15 protein-coding genes are annotated in these 22279 nt (G+C 69.1%); 4 read left to right on the top strand and 11 right to left on the bottom strand.

The window, feature by feature from the left end:
* Positions 1 to 66 precede the first annotated feature (66 nt).
* The 7 genes from rpoN to RAH39_RS05740 all read right to left on the bottom strand — a co-directional run bounded on the left by rpoN (position 67) and on the right by RAH39_RS05740 (position 10804).
* Positions 67 to 1635, bottom strand: a complete 1569-nt coding sequence (gene rpoN / locus RAH39_RS05770) for an RNA polymerase factor sigma-54 (protein ID WP_306591856.1) — start codon at positions 1633 to 1635, stop codon at positions 67 to 69.
* Positions 1635 to 2372, bottom strand: coding sequence for an LPS export ABC transporter ATP-binding protein (gene lptB / locus RAH39_RS05765; protein WP_306591855.1), 738 nt, complete (start codon positions 2370 to 2372; stop codon positions 1635 to 1637). The genes rpoN and lptB overlap by 1 nt, the downstream gene beginning before the upstream one ends.
* Positions 2373 to 2420: 48 nt before the next feature.
* The gene (locus tag RAH39_RS05760) at positions 2421 to 4163 is read right to left on the bottom strand and encodes a hypothetical protein (RefSeq protein ID WP_306591854.1); all 1743 of its coding nucleotides are present in this window, start codon (positions 4161 to 4163) and stop codon (positions 2421 to 2423) included.
* The gene (locus tag RAH39_RS05755; RefSeq protein WP_306591853.1) at positions 4160 to 5830 is read right to left on the bottom strand and encodes a single-stranded-DNA-specific exonuclease RecJ; all 1671 of its coding nucleotides are present in this window, start codon (positions 5828 to 5830) and stop codon (positions 4160 to 4162) included. The genes RAH39_RS05760 and RAH39_RS05755 overlap by 4 nt, the downstream gene beginning before the upstream one ends.
* A gap of 1 nt (position 5831) precedes the next feature.
* Positions 5832 to 6791 carry an acetyl-CoA carboxylase carboxyltransferase subunit alpha gene (locus RAH39_RS05750; RefSeq protein WP_306591852.1) on the bottom strand — a complete coding sequence of 320 codons (960 nt, stop codon included), beginning with the start codon at positions 6789 to 6791 and terminating at the stop codon, positions 5832 to 5834.
* A gap of 81 nt (positions 6792 to 6872) precedes the next feature.
* The gene (locus RAH39_RS05745; protein WP_306591851.1) at positions 6873 to 8798 is read right to left on the bottom strand and encodes a hypothetical protein; all 1926 of its coding nucleotides are present in this window, start codon (positions 8796 to 8798) and stop codon (positions 6873 to 6875) included.
* A gap of 53 nt (positions 8799 to 8851) precedes the next feature.
* Positions 8852 to 10804 carry a hypothetical protein gene (locus tag RAH39_RS05740; protein WP_306591850.1) on the bottom strand — a complete coding sequence of 651 codons (1953 nt, stop codon included), beginning with the start codon at positions 10802 to 10804 and terminating at the stop codon, positions 8852 to 8854.
* Positions 10805 to 10910: 106 nt separating this feature from the next.
* Between RAH39_RS05740 and coaE the strand changes: the two genes are divergently transcribed.
* The 3 genes from coaE to RAH39_RS05725 all read left to right on the top strand — a co-directional run bounded on the left by coaE (position 10911) and on the right by RAH39_RS05725 (position 16163).
* Entirely contained in the window at positions 10911 to 13001 is a 2091-nt protein-coding gene (coaE, locus tag RAH39_RS05735) for a dephospho-CoA kinase (RefSeq protein WP_306591849.1), read from the top strand.
* Between the two features lie 2 nt (positions 13002 to 13003).
* A complete protein-coding gene (locus tag RAH39_RS05730; RefSeq protein ID WP_306591848.1) occupies positions 13004 to 14389 on the top strand; it encodes a TldD/PmbA family protein in 1386 nt (461 codons plus the stop codon).
* Between the two features lie 73 nt (positions 14390 to 14462).
* Entirely contained in the window at positions 14463 to 16163 is a 1701-nt protein-coding gene (locus tag RAH39_RS05725; RefSeq protein ID WP_306591847.1) for a phospho-sugar mutase, read from the top strand.
* Between the two features lie 61 nt (positions 16164 to 16224).
* Here the strand turns inward: RAH39_RS05725 and RAH39_RS05720 are convergent, their stop codons facing one another.
* The 4 genes from RAH39_RS05720 to RAH39_RS05705 form a co-directional block, all read right to left on the bottom strand.
* Positions 16225 to 16482 carry a hypothetical protein gene (locus RAH39_RS05720; protein ID WP_306591846.1) on the bottom strand — a complete coding sequence of 86 codons (258 nt, stop codon included), beginning with the start codon at positions 16480 to 16482 and terminating at the stop codon, positions 16225 to 16227.
* 88 nt (positions 16483 to 16570) lie between these two features.
* Positions 16571 to 18436, bottom strand: coding sequence for a cytochrome b/b6 domain-containing protein (locus RAH39_RS05715; RefSeq protein ID WP_306591845.1), 1866 nt, complete (start codon positions 18434 to 18436; stop codon positions 16571 to 16573).
* Positions 18437 to 18626: 190 nt separating this feature from the next.
* On the bottom strand, positions 18627 to 18878 hold the full coding sequence (locus RAH39_RS05710) for a hypothetical protein (protein WP_306591844.1): 252 nt from the start codon (positions 18876 to 18878) through the stop codon (positions 18627 to 18629).
* 70 nt (positions 18879 to 18948) lie between these two features.
* Complete coding sequence (locus RAH39_RS05705; RefSeq protein ID WP_306591843.1) at positions 18949 to 20604, bottom strand: acyl-CoA mutase large subunit family protein; 1656 nt, start codon at positions 20602 to 20604, stop codon at positions 18949 to 18951.
* A 76-nt stretch (positions 20605 to 20680) separates the two neighbouring features.
* Here RAH39_RS05705 and RAH39_RS05700 point away from each other — a divergent pair, with 76 nt between their 5' ends.
* Positions 20681 to 22279 (top strand): amidohydrolase, encoded by a 1599-nt coding sequence (locus RAH39_RS05700; protein WP_306591842.1) that lies wholly within the window; start codon positions 20681 to 20683, stop codon positions 22277 to 22279.

The following is a 22279-nucleotide window of genomic DNA, read 5'->3' as shown; positions in this document are numbered from 1 at the left end:
GGAGTCTCCTGAAAAGGGCCGGGCGGCCCGGGAACCGGAAAGCCGGCGGCGGGGGCCGGTGCCCCTTCATCGTCGCCGCCGTTGGGAAGCTGGAGGAATCTTCAGCTCCTCGCGGTACTTGTTCACCGTGCGGCGCGCCACCTTGATGCCGTCCCGCTCCAGCAGGCCGGCGATGGCTTCATCCGATAGCGGCTTGGCAGAGTCCTCGGCCTGCACGAAGGCCTTGATGCGGTGCTTGACGACAGTGGCCGACACGTCCGAATCCTTCGGCCGCGCGGAGAAGAAATAGTTGAGGTCGTACAGGCCCTGGGGCGTGTGGATGGTCTTGGCCTTCACCACGCGGCTGATGGTGCTCTCGTGGAAGCCGGTGGCCTCGGCCACGTCGCGCAGCACCATGGGCCGCAGGCGCTCGATGCCGTGCTCCAGGAATTCCTTCTGCAGATCCACGATCTGGGCGGAGACGCGCAGCACCGTGCGGTTGCGGTCCTCCACGCCCCGGATGAAATCCCGGGCGCTGCGGAAGCGCTCGCGGATGAAGTCCTTGTCCGACTTGGCCTCGCTGGAGGCCATGAACCGCTGGTACTCGCCGTTCACCTTGAGGCGGGGAAGGCCCTCGTCGTTCAGGTAGATCTTCCAGTTGCCGTCTTCGCCCTTGAGCACCACCACGTCGGGCTTCACCACCCGCTCGCCCTCGGGATCGAAGGCCCGGCCCGGCGAGGGGTTGAGGTGCTTGAGCTGCTCCATGGCGACGCCCAGTTCCTCTTCGGAGCAGCCGATGGCCTTGCGAAGGCGGCCGCTGTCCCGCTGGGCCAGCAGGGCCGAGTGGCTCTGGATGATCCGCACGGCGAGGTCGTCGGGCTCGGCGCCCGCGTGGCGGAGCTGGAGGAGGAGGCTCTCCTGGACCGTGAAGCAGCCCACGCCGGAGGGATCGAATTCCTGAAGCACGTCCACCGCGGCCCGCAGGTCCTCCTCGCTGACGCCGAGATCCGCCGCCAGGGCCGCGGGCGTGGCTTCCAGGGCGGGCTGGTCGGGGTCCAGGCGGAGGAATCCCTTGGGATCCAGGCGGTCGATGAGGCGCTCCACCAGCGCGGCCCGGGGATCCTCGTGTTCGAGCGTCTCGTAGAGCTGCCCGAGAAGGTGGTCCTGAAGCGATTCGCTGGCGCTGAGGCGATCCTCCCAGGACAGGCGATCCTCTTCCGGCAGGTTGCTGGTGCGGGGCAGTTCGGAATCCCAGCTGTTCTCGGCGCCCAGTTCGGTCTCCTGCACCTGCGCGACGCCTTCTTCCGTGAATTTTTCCAAGTCGCTTTCGGGATTCATCTCGCCCGCCGCGTCCAGCATGGGTCCCAGATCGACGGTGTCCACCCCCTCGGGCAGTTCGACGCCCTCGGCGGCCTGTTCGGGGGAGAGTTCCGTGACGTCGGAATCGCGGCCCTCCTCGATGGCCTCCAGGGTGGGCACTTCGTCGCCGTCCTCCGCCAGCTCCAGCAGGGGGTTCTCCTCCAGCTCCCGCTCGATGGTCTGGGAGAGTTCCTGGAGGTTCATCTGCCACAGCTTGAGCTTCAGCTGCATGGCGGGCGTCAGCGCGAGGGTCTGGCTCTGGGCCAGTCGCTGGGAGAGGTACGGGCCGGCCGCCATCAGTCCAACCTGAACCGATCGCCGAGGTAGACCCGGCGGATGTCCGGATCCTCTGCGATCTCGCTGGGCAGGCCGTGTTTCATGATCATTCCGTCCGCCAAGATATAGGCCCGGTCGGCGATCTGCAAGGTTTCCCGGACATTGTGATCGGTGATCAGCACGCCGATGCCCCGAGCCTTCAGGTCCGCGATCAGCCCCTGGATCTCCAGCACGGACTTGGGGTCCACGCCCGCGAAGGGCTCGTCCAGCAGCATGATCCGCGGTTCGGTCACCAGGGCGCGAGCCAGCTCGCAGCGCCGCCGCTCGCCGCCGGAGAGGCTCATGCCCAGCGTGTCGCGCACCTTCTCCAGGTGGAAGTCCGCCAGCAGGCGCTCGCAGCGGGCGCGCTGCTCGGCCTTGGGGATGGGCTGGAGCTCGCCCAGGGCCATCAGGTTCTCCCACACGGTGAGCCCGCGGAAGACGCTGGATTCCTGCGCCAGGTAGCCGATGCCGAGGCGCGCCCGGCGGTGCATGGGAAGGGCCGTCACGTCCTGGCCCAGCCACCGGATGCCGCCGCGGTCCGGCGCCTCCACGCCTACCACCATGTAGAAGGTCGTGGTCTTGCCCGCGCCGTTGGGCCCCAGCAGGCCCACTACTTCGCCCGTGCCCACAGACAAGCTGACGTCGCGCACCACGGTGCGGTCGCCATAGCGCTTCTGGAGGTTCACGGCCTCGAGGCAAGGAGCGGACTCGGTCATGGTTCTATCAGACCACGGGAGCGCTCAGGACCGACATTCCACGGCGCCTCACCACCCGGGACCCGCGCCCTTCCCGCGCACGCGGCCCTGCCAGCGGACGGCCTGGCCCGCGGGCTCCAGCTCCAGGGCCTCGCCCTGTCCCTCGCCCAGCCGACCCCGCAGGGTCACGCCGCCCTGGGCCTGGATCAGCTTCACCGAACGGTCCGCGCCGACGGTGACGGTCACCGCCTCCGCCGCCAGCCGCCAGCCCTGCCCCTGGCACTCCACACCGCCGCCGAGGGTGATCCGCTGGGCCTCGCTCTGGCCCTTCTCCGCGCGGAGGAACAGGTCGCCGTCCGCCGCCGCCAGGGTGCCGCTGAGGCCTTCCGGAAAAGTGACGGTCTCTCCGCGGCGCACGATCCGCGGGCCGGAGAGGCGCTCCCGGAGCCGCGTCCAGGCGGCGGGCCGGCCGGTGAGGGTCCAGACCGTGTCCTCCCACACCAGTTTCGCGCCCCGCAGGTTGCCGCCGGAGAACAGGTTCACCTGCACGGGCCCGTCGAAACTCCACGACCGCGGATCGCCCTCGCCCGCCCCGCTGCTGAAGGTGCCGTCCTCGCCGCGGCCCAGGACCGGCGCCTGCAGCTTCCACCGCCGGGTGGCGCGCTCCACCACGATGCGCGGCGAGCCGAGGCTCCGCCGGCCCCAGGTGAGCAGGGCCTGGCCTTCCGCGGCCGAATGGCCCACGGGCAGCGAGTCCGGCAGTTCCGCCCCCGGCGCCTCCCGCATCAGGACGCGCGGCGCCTTCAGGACCATCCGCTGGCCATCCAGGGGCTGATCCCATATCACGTTGCCTTCCAGGCGCAGCCCTGCGGGCGTCCATCGCGCCCCTTCCGTGGACAGGCGCTCTTCGCCGGTCGGCCCGGCGCGGCGGGCCTGGAATCCGCGGAAATCCACCTGCTGGAACCGGGCGCCCGGCGCGGGCCGGGGCGCCGCGCCGCTCTTGGCCTCGCCCCGCCAGCCGTCGTTCCGCTCGAAGGAGAGGGGCCCGGGCCACGTGACCGTCTCGGGCGTGAGGTCGGCCACCGACGCCTGGAGGGAACCCTCCGTCAGCTGGGCCTTCACGCCCTCCAGGTGGCCCGTCAAAAAACCCGGCGTGGCCCACAGGCGGTCCGCGTCCATGGCCTTGAGCGTGGCGGGACCTCCGTCGGGCGGAGCCTGCCACCGTACCGGCCCATGATCCACGCGGATCCGGCCATCCATCTCGCGCCGCCAGCCCGCGGGCAGGTTCCAAACTCCCTGAGTAGCGCCCTCGCGGGATTCCCACCGCAGGGGCCCGAGCCCTTCCCACTCGCCCCCGGCCCAGCGGAGGGCCGGCCCGCTGCCTTCGACCCGGCCGCGGCCCAGGGAGGGCCCGTTGCCCGCCTGGACCACTTCCAGGTCCAGGGGAGCCTGGAGCACCCACACGCCCCCTTCGCGGCGGGCCCGCGGGGACAGGAGCCGCCACTGGCCGGCCTGCTCATCCAGCCGGCCCGTGACCTGCTCCAGGCGCAGGTCCTCCTCCGTGCCTTCGATGGTCTTGTAGGACAGCACCATGCGGTTGGGGCCCACCTGCTCGGTGAGCGTGCCGACGCTGCCCTTCGTCCCTTCCCCGAACAGGGGGTCGCCGCCCACGATCCGGCCCGGCATCCCGTCGCTCCCCGAGGTCAGGAAGCGCACCGTCAGCCCCAGGGTGCCCACCGCCAGGGCCCACCCCAGCCCCCGCCACAGCGGATGGCGGGCGGAGGGGATCCGATCGACCAGGGGAACGCTCACGGGACGGCCTCCCCCGCTTCCAGGGGCGCGTCGACGATCCACGACCGGCCCCACCGGGCGCTGTCCTGGGGACCGGCGGCGAGGGAGATCCGCTCGCCCGAGACAGGCTGGGCGGGGCGATCGCTCCCGGCGAACCACGTCAGCGGATCCGCAAGGCCCGCCACGCGGAGTTTCCAGTGGTCCGCGCCGAACGCGGAAACGGAGGCGAGAGGGCCGTCGATTCGCGCCAGCGGCGGGGCGAAGCCCTGCCCGAAGGGCTCCAGGCGGGCCAAGTTTGTGCCATCGGGAAGGTCCCCGGGTCCGCCGTCCACGGCCAGAGCGGATCTTCCCCGGCCCTCACCCTGGGTCTCCGCGCCCCGCTGGAGCGCCTGGCGGACAAAGGGGAACCGCGAGGCTTCGAAGCTGAGCCCCGCCGCGGCGCGGTGCCCGCCGCCGCCGAGGATGAACGGCTGGGCCAGGGCCAGGAGTTCCGCCAGATCGTAGCCGTCCGGAGCGCGGAGACTGCCGTGGGCCACGCCGTCGATCACGGTGCATACGCCCGCGGGCCGGCCGCTGGCGCGCATGCGCTGGCCCGCCACGATGCCGATGACGCCCTTGTGGGCGGTGGGATCGAGGGCCAGATCGAAAGCGCCCTCCGGCGCCGGGAGCCGGGCCGCCAGTTCCTGCTGGATGGCCCGCCGCTCCGAGTTCAGCGCCTCCACCCGCGCCATGAGCGTCTCGGCCTCCGCCGCGTCCCGCGTCAGCAGCAGGCGGACGGCGTCCTCGGCCCCGCCCATCCGCCCCACGGCGTTGAGTCTCGGCGCCAGGCCGAAGGCGATGTCCTGGCCGCCCAGAGCGCCTTCCTTTTTCGCAGCCCGCAGAAGAGCGGCGAGGCCGGGACCGTTCTTTCCCGCCAGGGCATCCAGCCCCCGCCGCACCAGCAGGGCGTTCTCCCCGGCGAGGGGCATGACGTCCGCCACGGTGCCGATGGCCACCAGCTTGAGCAGCCCGTCCAGGAAGGCGGCGTCCGCGCCCGAAGGATGGGGCGCGGCGCCGATCAGGGCCTGGGCCAGCTTGAAGGCCACGCCCACGCCGGCGAGGAACGGGTTGGCGTAGCCGTCCAGATGGGGATGCACCACGGCGCAGGCGGGAGGCAGCTCGGCACCCAGCGCGTGGTGGTCGGTGATCACCCAGTCCATGCCCAGTTCCGCGCTGGCCCTCACGTCCTCCGCGCTGCGCCCGCCGCAATCCACGGAAACCAGCAGCGCGGGATCGCGCGTCTCCTTCAGCTCGCGGATGCAATCCAGGTGGAGGCCGTAGCCATCCGAGAACCGGTTGGGGATGAAAAAGGACACATCGGCGCCCAGCTTCTCCAGGGCCCGCACGAGGAGGGCCGTGGCGGTGACGCCGTCCACGTCGTAATCGCCGTAGATCACGATGCGCTCGCGGGCCTCCACGGCGCGGCGGATCCTCGCCACGGCCGCGTCCACGCCCGGCAGGAGGTGGGGATCCGTGGTCCGGCCCCAGGAGGCATCCAGGCGCCAGGCCAGGTCCTCCGGCCGGTCCGCGCCCCGCAGCCAGGCCAGCCGGGCCGCCCGCGGATCCAGATCCCAGGCCTCGCCCAGGGCTCTCCAGGGCGCCGGACCCGCCGGGATCTCCCGCCGGAGGCGCCAGGCTTTCGCTTCCATCTCAGCCCACGCTGCCCATGCGGGCGAACTTCTGGTAGCGCTCCTCCACCAGCCGCTCCGCCGACAGGTCCGACAGTTCGGAGAAAGCCTCGATGATGGCTTCCTTCAGGGCTTCGGCGGCGGCGTCGAAATCCGCGTGGGCGCCGCCCAGGGGCTCCTTCACGATGCCATCGATGACGCCGAGGTCGAGAAGGTGCGGCGCGGTGAGTTTCAGGGCCGCGGCTGCCTTGGGGGCCTGGGCCGCGTCCTTCCACAGGATGGAAGCGCAGCCTTCGGGCGAGATCACGGAGTAGATGGCGTTCTCCATCATCAGGACGCGGTCGGCCACGCCGAGGGCCAGGGCGCCGCCGCTGCCGCCCTCGCCGATGACCACCGCCACGATCGGCACTTCCAGCTTCGCCATCTCCAGCAGGTTGCGGGCGATGGCCTCCGCCTGCCCCCGCTCCTCCGCGTCCACGCCCGGGTAGGCCCCCGGCGTATCGATCAGGCAGAGGACGGGCCGCTGGAACTTCTCGGCCAGCTTCATCAAGCGCAAGGCCTTGCGGTAGCCCTCGGGCTTGGGCATCCCGAAATTGCGCAGGATCTTCTGCTTGGTGTCCCGGCCCTTCTGCTGGCCGATGACCATCACCGGATTGCCCTCGATCCACCCCATCCCACCCACGATGGCCGCATCGTCGCCGAAGTTGCGGTCCCCGTGCAGCTCCTCGAACCGCTCGCAGATGCGCTCCAGGTAGTCCAGGGTGTAGGGCCGCTTGGGATGGCGGGCGAGCTGGGCCCGCTGCCAGTCCGTCAGGTTGGAGAACAGTTCCGCCTTCAGTTTTTCCAGCTTCCGCTGCAGCTTCTCCCGTTCCCGCGCCTGGGAAGGATCCATCTCCATGGCCCGGATCTGGGCCTCCAGTTCGAGCACCGGCTTTTCCAGCTGGGACAGGTCCAGAGCCTGTTCGGGCGACGCGTCTTTCATGGGACCTCGGGTCAAAAACGGAACGGTCCAGTGTAGCCGAGAGGAGGCTTCCGGGCCCGCAGGCCGCGGGAACGGGGACCTTTAGGGCAGGACCTTGAAGCCCAGAGCCTCCTCCCGGAAGGCTTTGTACGAGCTCCGATCCTTCTTCCAGGCCCCAAGCCCTTCTTCCCGTGCCTCGAACCCGTATGTCGCCGGCTTCCACCGGATATCGAAGCGGAGGGAGACGACCGACTCCGCGCCTTCCCGCTCGGAGGTGGCCTCCCAGGTGAAGGCCCGGAAGGGGGTCTCCCCGGAGCGGGCCGGAAGCACCGGCTGGACGGCCCCGGGCACCCTCAGCCGGACCCGGAGGACTTGCTCCCCAAAGGCACCGGACTGGACCGGATAGCGCCGCGGCACTCCCACTTTCTGGATCAGTTTGGGAGGCCATGGAATGCCCCATCCCACCAGCTCACGCTCGCCGCCGTTGAGGCGGAAACCCTGCGGATGGTCCACCTTGACCGTCACTTCGAAAGGTTTGTCCAGCTCCAGCGGGTTCTCCACCGCCTGCACCACCACCGCCCCGGTGGGAGGGAGGTCCAAAAGATCCTCCACCAGCCGATCATGGACACCCTTGGCGCCCCGAGCTTTGGCCATGGACCGCAAACCCCAGGCGTCTCCCGTCTCCCGGATCCGCAGAGTGGCTGTCAGCTTCCCCTCCCGAGAGGCGGAACCCTCCACTTCCAGTTCCAGTCGGCTGGGCTGGACGGCCGAATCGGGAATGCTCACCCACCGTGCCACACCATCAGCGCAGATCATCACCTGCCGACCTCGGTGGGCGGTCCCCAGAAGGCCCAACGGAGTGAAGAAATCCGTGGGATCCACCAGAAGGAAGCGCCCGCCAGGAGTCTCCACTTCCGCCGGGAGGCCGAGACTCGTCTCCAGCTTCAAGGCCGTGATCACATGGTTGAAGAAGGGGAACGGGGAGGTGTCGGGCGCCACGCGGGGGCCACCGATGGTGGCCAGCACGGGATAGCCCGCATATCCCAGTGCCTTCGCTTCGGAGATGAGGACGCAGGTGAGGTCCTTGCAGTCGCCATACCGCTTCCGCCCCACCTGGTCAGCCCGCTCGGGAACCCATCCCCGTTCCGGGGTGAGGTAGACCTGCCGGTAGGTGAAAGTCTCCCCCATCCAGGCGTGGAGTGAGCGAAGACCCGTCAGACCCGCCCAGCCCCTCGAAGGCGCGGTGGCGGGGGCGCGCTTCCCTCCAAAAGTTTCCTCCTCCCAAGCCGCAAGGGTGTCCCAACTGCCCCACATCCGCGACACCGGCAGGTCCGGGTCGAAGAACCGCACTCGGACCATGGGCAGGATCTCCCCCAGATCGGGGTGGCCGCCCTCATCTTTGGGAAGAGCGGGAAGGTTCGACAGGGTGATTCGTTGCCCAGCCACTTCATCGACCTGCTCGATCCACGGCCGGAAGTGGTGTTTCTCCATGAGAACGCCCACGGCCTTCAGGTCGGTGAACCATCCCTCCTTCTTTGCCACCGCCAGTTCCCAGCGCCGGACGGGATTCGCTTCCAGGATCCTCTCCCCCGCGATCGGCCCGATCGGGTTCTGGATCGCTTCGAGGGATTCGAAAGCCAGAAGGCTCCCCACCACCACCCGATCCAGCGCAACTCCCGTCACCGTATCCGTGCTGAATTCCGCACTCCCCGCGTCGTGGATGGTCACGGCGTCGCTCCGGTCCAGCTTCACCATCTCGCCGTCAGGGCGCAGATTCCACGCTCTGAGCTTCTTCACCTGGCTCGCTTTGCCGCCCAGCCCCTGAAGCAGAAAGGCCGCCTGATTGGTTCCCCGCTCGGTAAGGACCTGGACGACCCGGAACCGGCGCTGGCGGATCTCTCCAGCTCCCACGTAAGCGATTTCCGTCCGATCGAGGAGAACCCAGGCATCAGCGCCTTCCGGCGCCTTTTCCGCAAGGACGGATTGCGAGGCGGCCGCCGCCCATTCCGGCAGGCGGGCGGAGAACATCTGGGCCTTCAGGACGAGAGGGATGAAAAAAAGAAGCAACAGGCGGCGAAGCATCAGTCCTCTTTCGTCAGCACGAGGGCGCGGGTGCAGGCGTCCTGGATCCAGCCGAGGTACTCCCGGAAGGCTCGCCACTGCGACGCGCTTCTATTGATCGCGGCCACTTCGACGGCGAGTTGGACCGTCGCCTTCCGCGTTTCGGGTTGGAAGGAGGCCGACCATTTGACCGTTCCGAAATCGTTACCGCTTTCCAGGACCCCGGGAGGATTGAACCGGTACCCCCGCGGCACCTCGAAAGTGCAGGTGGCCGTGTGGGACACGAGGTAGGGAAGCACAATGGGCACTGAGCGGGGCACGTCCAGTCTGTCGGGCACCGGGAGAGGCCAGGGCATTCCAGGGAATGGAAAGACCTCCCGGCGCCGACCGGACTCCTGTTCCCGGCTGCCCTTTACCTCCCAGGACACGTCCTTGGCGGGATCAGTGACGTCCAGAACGGCCGCCTTGGAGATCACGAGGGTCTTGCTGCTCTTCTCGAACGACTCCTTCAGAAGACGGGACTGGTCCGCCGCCTCGTAGGAGAGATAGTGGTAGCGCTCGGCGTACTCGGGGTATCCGCGGAACTGTGCGCGCACCTCGAACTGGTCGGAGTCCTCCCCCAGTTCCAGGTTGTAGGCGTAGGTACGGGTGTTGAAGGTGGGGGGCGCAGCCGGGAGGACATCCCGAAGGGGGCGCCAGGTCTTCGCGTCCTGGGGCGCGTACACCAGCATGGGAACGGCCTGATAGTCCGGATGGATCACGCCGGGCGCCGCGTAGCGGTTTCCCGGATCGATCCACAGATCTGCCTTCCCCTCTTCCGCGATGCCCAGGATCTCGTGGTCGAACTGCCAGGCATTCAAGCGCGCATAGTTGAACAGGTTCTGCTCCCGATCCACCAGCTTCGCAATCTTGGGATAAATACCCGCGGCCTTCAGCAAGTGGTAGTACATCAGCCGCATTCCCCGCGCGCTCGCCAGACCGGAGGCTGCGGCCTTATCCAGGCGCTTGTACTCGTAGTCGTCCCAGAAGCTCTTCGAAAGCGCCGCCTTCTCCCGCGCCGTGGGCATGGAGATGTTCTTGACCCTCGCCTCCAACCGGGCCAGAAGCTCCTTGGCCTTGGCTTGGGGCCCCTCCGGAAGTCCCTTCAGCAGATCCGCGGACAGCTGGCGGAAAGCTCCGCCTTTATCCACGGAGTCCTCGTAGTCCCGCTTGTAGATGAGATCGAAGGCCTCCGACCAATAGCCGTCCGCCCCGCGGTTGATCGCCCGGATCAGATCGTCCGGCTGCCAGAAGATCTCCATGCGCGGGAAACCGTTGGTGGCGAGCATGGAATAGGGAAGCGCCTCCATGGCGGGCAGGTTCCGGTAGGTGATGACGCGGAATCCGTCCTTCTCGGAGCTTTCGGACTTCCCGACCGTTCCTCCTGCGATGAAGAAGGCGAAACTGAAGTTCTTGGCGACTTCCACCGCGCACAGTTGAGTGGGATAGGGATTCCCCACCGTCCACCTTCCGTAGTAGCCATCCGAGAACCGCTTGGGAAGCCCTTCTCGGTATCCATTGGATCGTTCTTTCCAGCGGACCTCGACCACGCAGTCCGACGTCACGCCGGGGGCCATGAGATGCACCTGGGCGTATTCCCGCCCTCCCGCTTCGATTTTCCGCTCGGCAAAGTCCTTTTGGCTGTCGAAGGCGATCTCCCGTCCGTCGGGATAGACGGTCCGTCCCTGGATGCCCAGCGCCTCCTTGGGAAGATCCGGAATGGCAGCGGCATTCCGCCCTTCTTCCGTGAAAATCCGGACGCGATAGATGGTCTCCATCTCGCGGAGCTGGAAGCGCACCCGCTCCTCCAGGACCACGGCTCCTTTCGGTCCCTCCTTGATGGCCCACACCTCCGCAGGAATAGGAGCCCAGGGATTGGCCCCCCAGAGCGGAATGGAAAGACACAACACGACAAATGAGCGCACCACTTTCAAGCCGATCTCCTCGGGCGTTTCCGGCATCCTGACAGGCGGGCCGGAAGCCCAGCAAGGGCTTTGAAGCCTCTCAGGTCGCTATTCCCCCGCCCCCAAACGGATCCCCATGAAATTGCCCGGCGCGCCCTTCCCCCTCCTCGGCCTCAGCGGCGGCATCGCGGCGGGGAAGAGTTTCGTGGCGGGGCGGATGGCGGAACGGGGCTGGGCGGTGATCGACGCGGATGCTCTGGCGCGGGAGGCGGTGCTGCCGGGGACCGAGGGCTTGGTGGCGGTGGTGGCAGCCTTCGGACCGGACTGCCTTGGCCCGGACGGCGGACTGGATCGGCCCTGGATGGCGGCGCGGGTGTTCGGGGACGCGGGGGCCCGCGCGCGACTGAACGCGATTCTCCATCCCCGGATCGAGGCGCTGCTCGGCGAGCGCCTCGCGGCGCTGCCGTCGACCACGCGGGGCGCAGTGCTGGACGCGGCGCTGTGGGTGGAGCGCGGCCGGACCCACCATTTCGACGCCTTCTGGACCGTGGACGCCCCCGAGGAACTGCGCCTGGCCCGCCTGGAAGCGCGGGACGGGCTGCCCCGGGAGGCCGCCCTGGCGCGGATCCGCGCCCAGGCGACCTCTTCCGAGCGGGCGCTGCATGCCGATCTCGTGATCGTCAATGATGGCCGGGCCCTGGAAGGAATCCTGGCGGAAGGGGAGGCATCCCTTCTGGCAAACTGGCGGCTCCGCCGAGGGCGGACCTGGAGAGACCCGATGCCCGCACCCTTCAGCGCCGACCAGCTGCGCGACGTCCTCACCCTTCTCCTCAGCCGCGGCGGCGACTACGGCGAGGCGTTCGTCGAGCGCCGCCGCGCCCACGGCCTGGCGATGGACGACGGCCGGATGGAGGACGTGCTCGCCTCGGAGACCTTCGGCGCCAGCCTTCGCCTGGTCGACGGCGACACCACCCGGTTCGCGGATCTGATCGCGCCCACCTTCGACGAACTGACGGACGCCGCCCGCACCCTCGCCGCGCCGGGCACCGGCAACGCGGCGCTGGTGCCGGCTCTCGCGGTGGAGATCCATCCCACGCCGAGCCCCGTGGAGCGGGAGCCCGGCACGGTGCCCCTTGCGGAAAAGGTGGCCCTGGTGCGCCGGGCGGAAGCCCTCGCGCGGACCGAGACCGAAGCCCTTCGAACCGGCTCGCTCAAGCAGGCCTCCGTGGGTTACAGCGACAGCACCCAGCGGGTGTGGATCGCCAGCGCGGAGCGGGGAGAGGACACCTGGTCCACCCGCCTCACCGAGGACCACCGGACCCAGGTTGTCCTCCGCGCCAACATCACTGTGGGCGACGGAACCCAGCTCCAGACCGGCTACCGGGCGCTGGGCGAGACCCGGGGCTTCGAACTGTTCACCGAAACCGCCGTGGCGGACACCGTGCGCGAAGCGGCGCGGCTCGCCGTCCAGGCGCTGGACGCGCGGCCTGCGCCGGCGGGCACGTTCCCCGTGGTCCTCAGCAGCAGCGCGGGCGGCACCATGGTCCACGAGGCCTGCGGCCACGCCCTGGAGGCTGACCTCGTCCTCGCGGGCATGAGCGCCTTCGCGGGCAAGCTCGGGGAGAAGGTCGCCGCCGATAGCGTCACGATCATCGACGACGGCACCCTGCCCCACAAGCGGGGCAGCCAGGCCGTGGACGACGAGGGGAATCCGGCCACCCGGGTGGTCCTCATCGAGAACGGCGTCCTCAAGGCCTTCCTCCAGTCCCGCAAGACCTCCCGGAAGATGGGAATGGAACCCACGGGCAACGGCCGGCGGGAGGGCTACCGCAACCTGCCCATCCCCCGGATGCGCAACACCTTCCTGGCCGCCGGAAACGAGGCGCCCGAGACCATCCTCCGCGACCTGGACCACGGCCTCCTCGTCAAGCACATGGGGGGCGGCCAAGTGGACACGGTGACGGGCAATTTCGTGTTCCAGGTGACCGAGGGCTACTGGGTGGAGAACGGCGAGCCCAAGTATCCCGTGAAGAACGCCACCCTGAGCGGCTGCGGCCCCGACGTGCTGAAGAGCATCACGCGCATCGGAAGCGACCTCCACTTCTTCGACATCGGCACCTGCGGGAAGGACGGCCAGGGCGTCCCCGTGAGCGACGCCCTCCCCACGATCCTGTGCCCCGCCCTCGTGGTGGGCGGCACCGCCGACGCCGTTCCGAGCGCGAGCTGACCATGACCGATCTGACATCTTTCATTCCCGCGGAACTCGAAGTCCGCCTCCAGGAGGGCATCCAGCACGCCCTGAAACTGGGTGCGGAAGGCGCCGAGGCCTTCGTGTCCGTCTCCCGCAGCCGCAAGGCCAAGGTGCAGAACGGCGCCCTCGAGGACCTCACCACCAGCAAGCGCGGCGGCGTCGGCGTCCGCGTGATCCGCGGCGGCGGCAAGGGATTCCGCACGGGCATGGCCACCACCACGGACTTGGGCGCGGCGGATTTCCGCGGCCTCATCGCCCAGGCCTGGGAACTGAGCGCCCTGGGCGACGAGGATCCCTGGCTGCGCCAGGCGGAGCCCCACGGCGCCGACGACCTGCCCAGCCACTTCGATCCGGCGGTGGACAACCTCACGCCCGGGCAGCGCATCGGATGGGCCCTCGAGCTGGAAGCCGAAGCGCGCAAGGCGTCGTCGAAGGTGGCCGCGGTCCGCCAGTCCGCCTGGAGCGACGGGTCCGGCGCCAGCCTCCTCCTCACCCAGAAGGGCGTGCGGGCCCCGGACGTATGGTCCAGCTGCTCGGCGTCCATCGAGCTGGCCATGGGCGATGGCGATGAGCGCCAGGCCGCCTGGCACTGGGACGCCGCGCGCCGGCCGGGGCTGGATCTCGCTGCCCTCGGCGCGGAAGCCGCCCGGAAGGGCGAGCGGAAGCTCAATCCCCAGCGGCTCCCCGCGGGCAAGTACCGCGTCGTCCTGGATCCCGAAGTGGCGGTGGACGTCCTGGGCCTGGTCGCGGGCATGCTGGACGCGGAATCCGTCCTCAAGCAGCGCAGCCTGTTCGCGGGAAAGCTGGGCGAATCCATCGCGTCACCCCTGCTCACCCTGGTGGACGACGGCCGCCTGGCCGAGGCCGCGGGCTGCCCGGCTCTGGGCACCAAAGCCTGGGATGCCGAGGGTCTTCCCACCCGGCGCAACACCCTCATCGAAGGGGGCGTCCTCAAGACCTACCTCCACACCCTCAAGACCGCCGCGGAAATGGGCCACGCCCCCACGGGCAGCGCCGGACGCGGGCTGGGCAGCCAGCCTGGCGCCACGACGTTCAACCTCTTCCCCCTGCCGGGAGAGACCTCGCCGGAGGCGCTGTACCGGATGGTCGGCGACGGCGTGATCATCACGGAAATCATGGGCCTGCACACCGTGGATCCCGTCAGCGGCGATCTCAGCGTGGGCGCCTCGGGCCTCCGCATCCGCGGCGGCGCCGTGGCCGAACCGGTGGACAAGCTCACCTTCGCCGGCAACCTGAAGGACTTCCTCACCCGGATCGTGGCGCTGGGGAACGACCTCCGGTGGTACGGCAGCGAAGCCGGCTTGAGCATCCTCCTGGAGGACATCTCGCTGGGCGGCGCCTGAGCTCCGGCGGCGCGCCGCGACTTGAGCCCGCCCGCGTTCCTCTGCGATCCTGGAGGTTCGCCCAGGATTCCCCATGAGCCTCGATTCAGCCCGCGCCTACCTTGCCTTTCCCCACCTCGAAGCGGACCTCCGCGCGGAGCTGGAGCCCTTGGTGGCACGGGCTGAACAGGGCGATGCCGCGGCCCTCGTGGAACTGGACGATCGGTTCGCGGAGCCCCTCGCCTTCGGTACGGGCGGACTGCGCGGCTTCATGGCCGCCGGCCTCCGCCGGATGAACCGGCCCAATATCCGCCGCGCGACGCTCGGCTTGGCCGCCGTGGCCCTCCGGCGCGCGCCCGGAAAGCGGATCGCGGTGGTGGGCTACGACACCCGCATCCAGTCCGATACCTTCGCCGCCGAGAGCGCCGCCGTCCTGGCCGCCGCGGGCTTCCAGGTGTTCATCGGCACCCGGCCCCTTCCCACGCCCTTCCTCTGCTTCGCGATGCGCCGGCTGGGCGCGGCCTGCGGCGTGATCGTGACCGCCAGCCACAATCCCAAGGAATACAACGGGTTCAAGGCCTACAACGACCTCGGCGGCCAGGTGGTGGAGCCCTGGGATGCGGAGATCGAAGCGCACATGGCCTCCCTGCCCCTGGTCCCCGAACCGCCCCGCCCCGTGGAAGGGAGCATCCTGCCCATTCCCGCGGAAGTGGAATCGGCCTACGTCGCCATGGGCCTGTCCCTGCTCCAGCATCCCCAGCCCTTCGAGCCCGTGCGGATCCTGTACACCCCCTTCCACGGGACGGGCGGAGCCTTCGTGCCCACCCTGTTCGAGACCGCGGGCATCCCCCTCACCCTCAGTCCCAGCCAGGGCATCCAGGACGGCGCCTTTCCCACCGCGCCCCGGCCCAATCCCGAGGAGCTGGCGGCCTACGCCGCACCTCTCCGGGAAGCGGAGGCCATGGGCGCCGAGCTCATCCTGGCCAACGACCCCGACGCGGACCGCATCGGCGTGGTGGCAAAGCGCAACGGCGAATGGGAGCTGATGTCCGGCAACGACCTGGCGGCCCTCACCCTGGACTACCTGTGCGCCCAGAAGGGCCGGCAGGGCGCGGTGGTGAGCACCGTGGTCACCTCCGACTTCATGGCCGACGTGGCCCGCCATCACGGACTTCCGGTCGTGTGGACCCTCACGGGCTTCAAGAACATCGCCGTGTGCATGGACCGCCTGGAGGCCCTCGGCGAGCCCTACGCGTTCGGCGCGGAGGAGAGCTACGGAATGCTGCTGCCGCCGGACCTCCGCGACAAGGATGGCGTCACCGCGGCGCTGGTGGTCGCCGAGATGGCGGGCCACTACAAAGCGCTGGGCCTCGGCCTCTATGACGCCGTGGACGCCCTGATGGCCAAGGTGGGCACCTTCCGCAACCGCCTCGTGAACCTGGAGGATCCCCGTCCCGGCGGCGCCAAGCGCTTCGCCGACGCCATGGGCCGGATCCGCGCGGCGGGCCTGGGTTCCCTGGCCGGCGAGAAGGTGGTGGCCTGGGAGGACTTCCACACGGGCCAGCACCACGTGGATGGCCGCAGCGAGCCCATCCTCGACCGCCCGGACCGCCCGGTGGTGGCCCTGCCCATCCCCCGCAGCAACGTCCTCAAGTTCCGTCTGGAGAGCGGCGCCTTCGCGGCCTTCCGCCCCAGCGGCACCGAACCCAAGCTCAAGGTCTACCTTCAGTCCCGCGGCGGAGAGGACCTCCTGGACCGCCTGGAAGCGGAAGCCCGCGCCCTGCTGGGCCTCTAAGCCTCCATCGGCCACGAAAAAGCGGCGCCCTTTCGGCGCCGCTTTTTCGTGCGTGCGAAGCCTACTTCTTCTTCGCGTAGTATTCCTTCATCCAGGCCACGTCGCACTCGGCGGCCTTCTTCGCGGCCTTCTGCTCCATCATCCACTTGCCGGCGTCGTTCAGGCTGTCCTTGGTGTTCTTGTCGCCGTGGCAGGACTTGCAGTTCTCGATCTGGGGGATGCCCAGATCCTTGGCCTTCTTGACCCAGGGCACCTTGGCGCTGGCGACGGGAGCGACGGCCAGGGCGAGGGCGGCGGTGAGCAGGGTGATGCGGCGCATGTTGACTCCTTACTCTTTGGGGGGAAGATCCGGCTCAAGGTCCGGACCGAAAAAAGGGGCGCCCGAAGGCGCCCCTCAACCGTGCAGGCTATTCGGCGTGGTCGCCGCCTGAGGGCTTGTGCTTCTTCATCAGGGCCGCGTAGTACTCCGGCCGCGTTTCGCGCAGGTGGTCCGCGGAGGCCTTGCCGGTGAGCCAGGCGAGATCCATCGGATAGACCTCGGGGTCGAAGATCACCAGATACCAGTGCCACACGAGGATGGAGAGGCTGGCCAGGATCGCTTCATACCAGTGGGCGGCGGTGGCGGCGTCGAGCACCCAGATCGGGAAGACGCGCAGGCTCCAGTTCTGGGCCCAGAGGAGGATGCCGGTCACGGCCATCACCACGGTGCCCCACATGAAGGCCCAGTACTCCATCTTCTCGGCGTAGCCGAACACCCCGAAGGTCGGCCGCTTGGACGTGAGGCCCAGGTTGTAGCGGATGACGTTGGCGATGTCCTTGGCGTCCTGCAGGCCAGGCAGCAGTTCCTTGAGGATGACGCGGTCCTTCTTCACCAGGGCGAGGTGGACGATGTGGAGGCCGGTGGCGGCGAGCATGACGATCGCGGCGACGCGGTGGATGACGCCGCGGACGGTGCCCGCGCCGCTCATGCCGAGGACCTTCACCCAGCCCGCCTCGGGGAACTTGAGGGCGAAGCCGGTGATGACCAGGAGGATGAAGCTGACCATCACCATCCCGTGGGTGATGCGGAACATCTTGTTCATGCGGGGAAGCTGCTCGCCGGTCCCGTGGTGCGGCTTGTGGCGGCGGAGCTTGGCGACGTAGTCGAGGCCGTTGTGGAACAGCATGAAGCCGATGGTCATGGGAATGAGGGCGTAGTAGGCCCAGCGGATCCACTTGACGGAGATGTGCTCGACGCTGCTCGCCATGCCCACGTGGACCTTGCCGCGGGTGATCTTGTCGCTCACGCCGGGGTGGCACTGGCCGCAGGTCTGCTTGAGGTTGGCGGGATTGACGGTGGAGCGGATGTCGGCGGAGGGAAGGATGTTGTGCACGCCGTGGCAGGAGGCGCAGTTGGCGGCGGTCTTCTGTCCGCCCCGGATGGCCAGGCCGTGGAAGCTGTCCTGGAAGGCGGGGACCTTGTCGCCGAAGCCGTAGCGGGAATCCAGCCGCTCGTCGCCGTGGCAGCGGCCGCAGGTGACGGTGGACACGCGGGCGGGGTTCACGAGCGAGCCCGCTTCCTTGGGCGCCAGGATGTTGTGCTCGCCGTGGCAGCCGGTGCAGGTGGGCGAATCCTTGGAGCCGCGCTTCACCGCGAGGCCATGGACGCTGTCGGCGTAGACGGCCTGGATGTCGCTGTGGCACATGCCGCAGGTCTCGGCCACGCGCGCGCGGTTCACCTTCGCGTCGGGGTTGGAGGAGGGCAGGATGTCATGGCTGCCATGGCAATCGGAGCAGGAAGCGGCGGCGGTGTTGCCCTTCGCCACTTCGCGCCCGTGGATGCTCAGGCGATAGGCCTCCACCGGCTTGGCGAAGGGAATCTGGTGCTTGGCAAGGAACTCGGGATTCGAGTGGCAGGCGCCGCAGGTGTCCGCCAGGTTCTTCTTGTTCACCTTGGAGCCGGGCTCGCTGCTGCCCACGATGTTGTGCGCGGGGCCGTGGCAGGAGACGCAGGTCGCGGCGTCGGACATGCCGTTCTGCTTGGCGATGCCATGGATGCTCTTGCCGTAGGCCTTGACCTGGTCCTCGTGGCACGTGGCGCACTTCACGGGCACCGGCTTGTCGGCGTGGGGCAGCTTGGTGATGCTGCTGTGACAGTCGGTGCAGGCCATGCTGCCGTGCTTGGTGGTCGCGAACTTGGCCAAGTCCACGTCGTGGCAGCCCACGCAATCCTTCGCGGACGGGGGCGCGGCCCCGAGGGCGAGGGCGAAGATTCCAGCGAGCACCCGACGCATAGCCACCTCTCAAGTCTTCTAACCCTAGCCTGATTCTTCGGGCGGATGCTAGGGGCAGATGACCTGCGTCACGGGAGTTGTGACATTTGTACGGATTCGTGCGGGAAGAAAAGCGCCGCACCGACATCTCCGGGGCGGACGTACAAAACAACCGGGCGGAAATCCGCCCGGTTGCCGGTGAAAAGTCCGATCACTTGCCCTTGTAGTCCTTCAGCCAAGCGAGATCGACCTCGGCGGCCTTCTTCTTGGCCTTGGTCTCCTCCAGGAACTGGCCGCGGGCGGTGAATTCCCCACCCTTCTTCGGCGTGCCCACATGACAGGCCTTGCAATCCTTCACGTCGGTGAAACCGAGTTCCTGGGACTTCTTCACCCACGGCATCTTGGCCTGGGCGGGAAGGGCGACGAGCAGCGCGGCAGCGGCTGCGAGGGTGGCGATGCGCATGGGGGCCTCCGGGGGGTGAAGGTCCCGCGGGGGAGCGGGACGGACGGTCACAGCCTTGCAATAAGGGTGCCTACAGCACCAACTGTTCCTGATACTCGCCGAACACGCTTCTCAATGCGTCGCAGATTTCTCCTACCGTCGCCTCGGCCCGGACGGCATCGAGGATGTGGGGCATGAGATTGTCGGTCCCTCGGGCAGCCTGCGCCAGGGCTTCGAGGGCGGCGGTCGCGGCGGCCTGATTCCGGCTTGCCCGAAGGACCGCCACCTGGCGCCGCCGCTGGTCGCCCAGGGCTTCGTCCACCCGCAGGAGGTCCGGCGCGGGTTCGTTGGCGATGGCGAAGCGGTTGACGCCCACCACCACCTGTTCGCCCTTCTCCACGGCCTTCTGGTAGGCGTAGGCCGCGTTCTGGATCTCCCGTTGGGGGAACCCCCGCTCGATGGCGCTGACCATGCCCCCCAGGCCGTCCACCTTGGCGAGGAGCGCCTCGGCGCGGGCCTCCAACTCGTCCGTGAGTGCTTCGATCAGGTAGCTGCCCGCGAAGGGATCCACCACATCGGCCACGCGGGATTCGTAGGCCAGGATCTGCTGCGTCCGCAGGGCGATGCGGGCGCTCTGCTCCGTGGGAAGGGCCAGGGCTTCGTCCCGGCTGTTGGTATGGAGGCTCTGGGTTCCGCCGCACACCGCGGCCATGGCCTGGACGGTGGTGCGCACGATGTTGTTGTCCGGCTGCTGGGCGGTGAGGGTGCTGCCCGCGGTCTGGGTGTGGAAACGCAACATCTGGCTTTTTGCATCGTCCGTGTTGAAACGCGCCTTCATGATCCGCGCCCACAGCCGCCGGGCGGCGCGGAACTTCGCCACTTCCTCGAAGAACTGGTTGTGGGCATTGAAGAAGAAGCTGAGCCGCGGGGCGAAAGCCTCCAGCTTCAGCCCCGCCGCCAGGGCCGCCTCGACGTAGGCGATCCCGTCGCCCAAGGTGAACGCGATCTCCTGGGCGGCGGTGCAACCGGCCTCGCGGATGTGGTACCCGCTGATGGAGATGGTGTTCCAGTTGGGCACCTGCTCCGCGCAGAAGGCGAAGATGTCCGTGATCAGCCGCAGGCTCGGGCGCGGCGGGAAGATGTAGGTCCCCCGGGCCATGTATTCCTTGAGGATGTCGTTCTGGATGGTGCCGCCCACCTGGCTCCAGGACACGCCCTGCTCTTCCGCCACCGCCAGGTACAGGGCCAGCAGGACCGCGGCCGGCGCGTTGATGGTCATGCTGGTCGTCACCTTGTCCAGGGGGATGTCCTTGAACAGGGTCCGCATGTCGTGGATGGAGCTGATGGACACGCCCACCTTGCCCACTTCGCCGAGGGCCATGGGATGGTCGGGATCCATCCCGATCTGCGTCGGCAGGTCGAAGGCCACGGAAAGGCCCGTCGTCCCCTGGTCCAGGAGATAGCGGTAGCGGGCGTTGCTCTCCTCGGCGGTGGCGAAGCCCGCGTACTGGCGCATGGTCCACAAGCGGCCCCGGTAGCCTGTGGGCTGCACGTGGCGCGTGAAGGGGAAGCGCCCCGGCGCGCCGAGGTCCCGCAGTGGGTCGTGGTCGGGGATATCCGCCGGGGTGTAGCTGTTCTTCAGGGGGATGCCTGAACTCGTCTCGAAGGTCCGCTCCCGCAGCTTCGCCGGATCTTCCTTCACCGTGAGCTGCGCCCGGACCTGGTCCAGGAAATCCCGCTGGTACATGGGGCCTCCGTTGGGATCCACCTTATCGCCGGGTCTCGCGCGGACGCTACACTGGCCCTTTCCTCACGAGTTCGCCATGCCGCTGCCGCCCCCGCCGCCCGCCCAGATCCTCGCCGGAGCCGATCTCTGGACCCCTGAAGGCCCCCAGCGCGGCCAGGCCGTCGCCGTGCGCAAAGGTCGGATTCTCGCCGTCGGAACGCCGGAGGCCCTGGCCAAGGCCTACCCCGCCGCCCGCCGCACGGATCTTCCCGGCGGCACCCTGCTTCCCGGTTTCATCGAAGGCCACGCCCACGTCGGCGGCCTCGGCGCCCTGGGGCGGAAGGTGGACCTCACCGGCATGGCGGACCTGCCCGCCACCCTGGCGCGCATCCGCGCCTGGGCCGACGCCCATCCCGCCGGTTGGCTGGAAGGCCGGGGCTGGGACCAGAATCGCTGGCCCTCCAAGGCGTTCCCGAAAGCCTTGGACCTCGACGCCTTCACCGGCAGCCGCCCCGTGTTCCTCCAGCGCGTGGACGGCCACGCGGCCTGGGTGAACAGCGCCGCCCTGGCGCTGGCGGGGATCGGCCCCACCACGCCCGATCCCGCCGGCGGGCGCATCCTGAAAGATAAATTCGGCCGGCCCACGGGCATCCTCCTGGACGCGGCCGTGGAACTCATCCGGAAGCGCATCCCCGCGCCGGTTCCCGCGGAAGTGGAGGCTCGCCTGAAAGCCGGGCTGGAGGCCCTGCGCGCCCAGGGATTCACCGCCGTCGCGGATATGGGAATCGAGGCCCCTGAACTGGCGGCCTACCGCCGGATGGCCGCCGCGGGCACCCTCCCCATCCGCGTGTTCGCCTACCTCAGCCACGACCACGACCTCATGCTGCGCGAACTCAAGCAGCCCCGCGCCAGGGCGCTGTCCTTCTTCCAGGTGCAGGGCGTGAAGTTCTACCTGGACGGCGCCCTGGGCAGCCGCGGCGCGCGCCTCCTGGCGCCCTACGCGGACGAGCCCGCCACCCAGGGGCTGTGGGTCACGGAGCCGGCCAAGGTGGCGGCGGATGCCACCGCCACCCTCCGGGCCGGCTACCAGCCCGCCATCCACGCCATCGGCGACGCCGCCAACCGCGCCGCCCTCGACCTCCTCGCCCAGGCCCAACGGAAGGGCCGCGGCTCCCTCCGTCCCCGGATCGAGCACGCCCAGATCGTCACCGCGGAGGACGCCGCCCGGTTCGGGAAGCTGGGCGTGGTGGCCAGTGTCCAGCCCGTCCACTGCACCTCGGATCACGCCTGGACGCCCGCCCGGCTCGGCCCCGCCCGCCTGGCGGAGGCCTTCCCCTGGCGGACCCTCGTGAACGGCGGCGCCCTCCTCGCCTTCGGCAGCGACGCGCCGGTGGAGGATCCGAATCCCTTCCTGGGCCTCGCCGCCGCGGAGACCCGGCAGGATCCCGAAGGGAACCCGCCGGAGGGCTTCCTGCCCGCCCAGCGCCTCACCCGCGCCGAGGCCATCGGCGCCTACACTGCCGGAAACGCCGCCGCGCTGGGCCGCGCGAAGGATCTCGGCGTCCTCCGGAAGGGGGCCGCCGCCGATCTCCTGTGGGTCCAGGCTCCCGTGGGAAACCTCAGCCCGGCGGACCTGAGGAAGCTCCGTCCCGGCCGCCTCTGGGTGAACGGCGCGGAAGTGCCCCTGGCACACTAG

Origin of the sequence: Geothrix sp. 21YS21S-4 (assembly GCF_030845995.1) — a bacterium.
Taxonomy (GTDB): Bacteria; Acidobacteriota; Holophagae; order Holophagales; family Holophagaceae; genus Geothrix.
The sequence above is the reverse complement of the archived record's forward strand: the minus strand, read 5'-3'. Positions and strand labels throughout refer to the sequence as shown.

Bases quoted from the DNA above. Each gene is read 5' to 3' on its own strand.
- rpoN (WP_306591856.1), bottom strand. From the start codon at position 1,635: ATGGCGGCCGGCCCGTACCTCTCCCAGCGACTGGCCCAGAGCCAGACC.
- lptB (WP_306591855.1), bottom strand. From the start codon at position 2,372: ATGACCGAGTCCGCTCCTTGCCTCGAGGCCGTGAACCTCCAGAAGCGC.
- RAH39_RS05755 (WP_306591853.1), bottom strand. From the start codon at position 5,830: ATGGAAGCGAAAGCCTGGCGCCTCCGGCGGGAGATCCCGGCGGGTCCG.
- RAH39_RS05750 (WP_306591852.1), bottom strand. From the start codon at position 6,791: ATGAAAGACGCGTCGCCCGAACAGGCTCTGGACCTGTCCCAGCTGGAA.
- RAH39_RS05745 (WP_306591851.1), bottom strand. From the start codon at position 8,798: ATGTTCTCCGCCCGCCTGCCGGAATGGGCGGCGGCCGCCTCGCAATCC.
- coaE (WP_306591849.1), top strand. From the start codon at position 10,911: ATGAAATTGCCCGGCGCGCCCTTCCCCCTCCTCGGCCTCAGCGGCGGC.
- RAH39_RS05730 (WP_306591848.1), top strand. From the start codon at position 13,004: ATGACCGATCTGACATCTTTCATTCCCGCGGAACTCGAAGTCCGCCTC.
- RAH39_RS05725 (WP_306591847.1), top strand. From the start codon at position 14,463: ATGAGCCTCGATTCAGCCCGCGCCTACCTTGCCTTTCCCCACCTCGAA.
- RAH39_RS05720 (WP_306591846.1), bottom strand. From the start codon at position 16,482: ATGCGCCGCATCACCCTGCTCACCGCCGCCCTCGCCCTGGCCGTCGCT.
- RAH39_RS05715 (WP_306591845.1), bottom strand. From the start codon at position 18,436: ATGCGTCGGGTGCTCGCTGGAATCTTCGCCCTCGCCCTCGGGGCCGCG.
- RAH39_RS05710 (WP_306591844.1), bottom strand. From the start codon at position 18,878: ATGCGCATCGCCACCCTCGCAGCCGCTGCCGCGCTGCTCGTCGCCCTT.
- RAH39_RS05705 (WP_306591843.1), bottom strand. From the start codon at position 20,604: ATGTACCAGCGGGATTTCCTGGACCAGGTCCGGGCGCAGCTCACGGTG.
- RAH39_RS05700 (WP_306591842.1), top strand. From the start codon at position 20,681: ATGCCGCTGCCGCCCCCGCCGCCCGCCCAGATCCTCGCCGGAGCCGAT.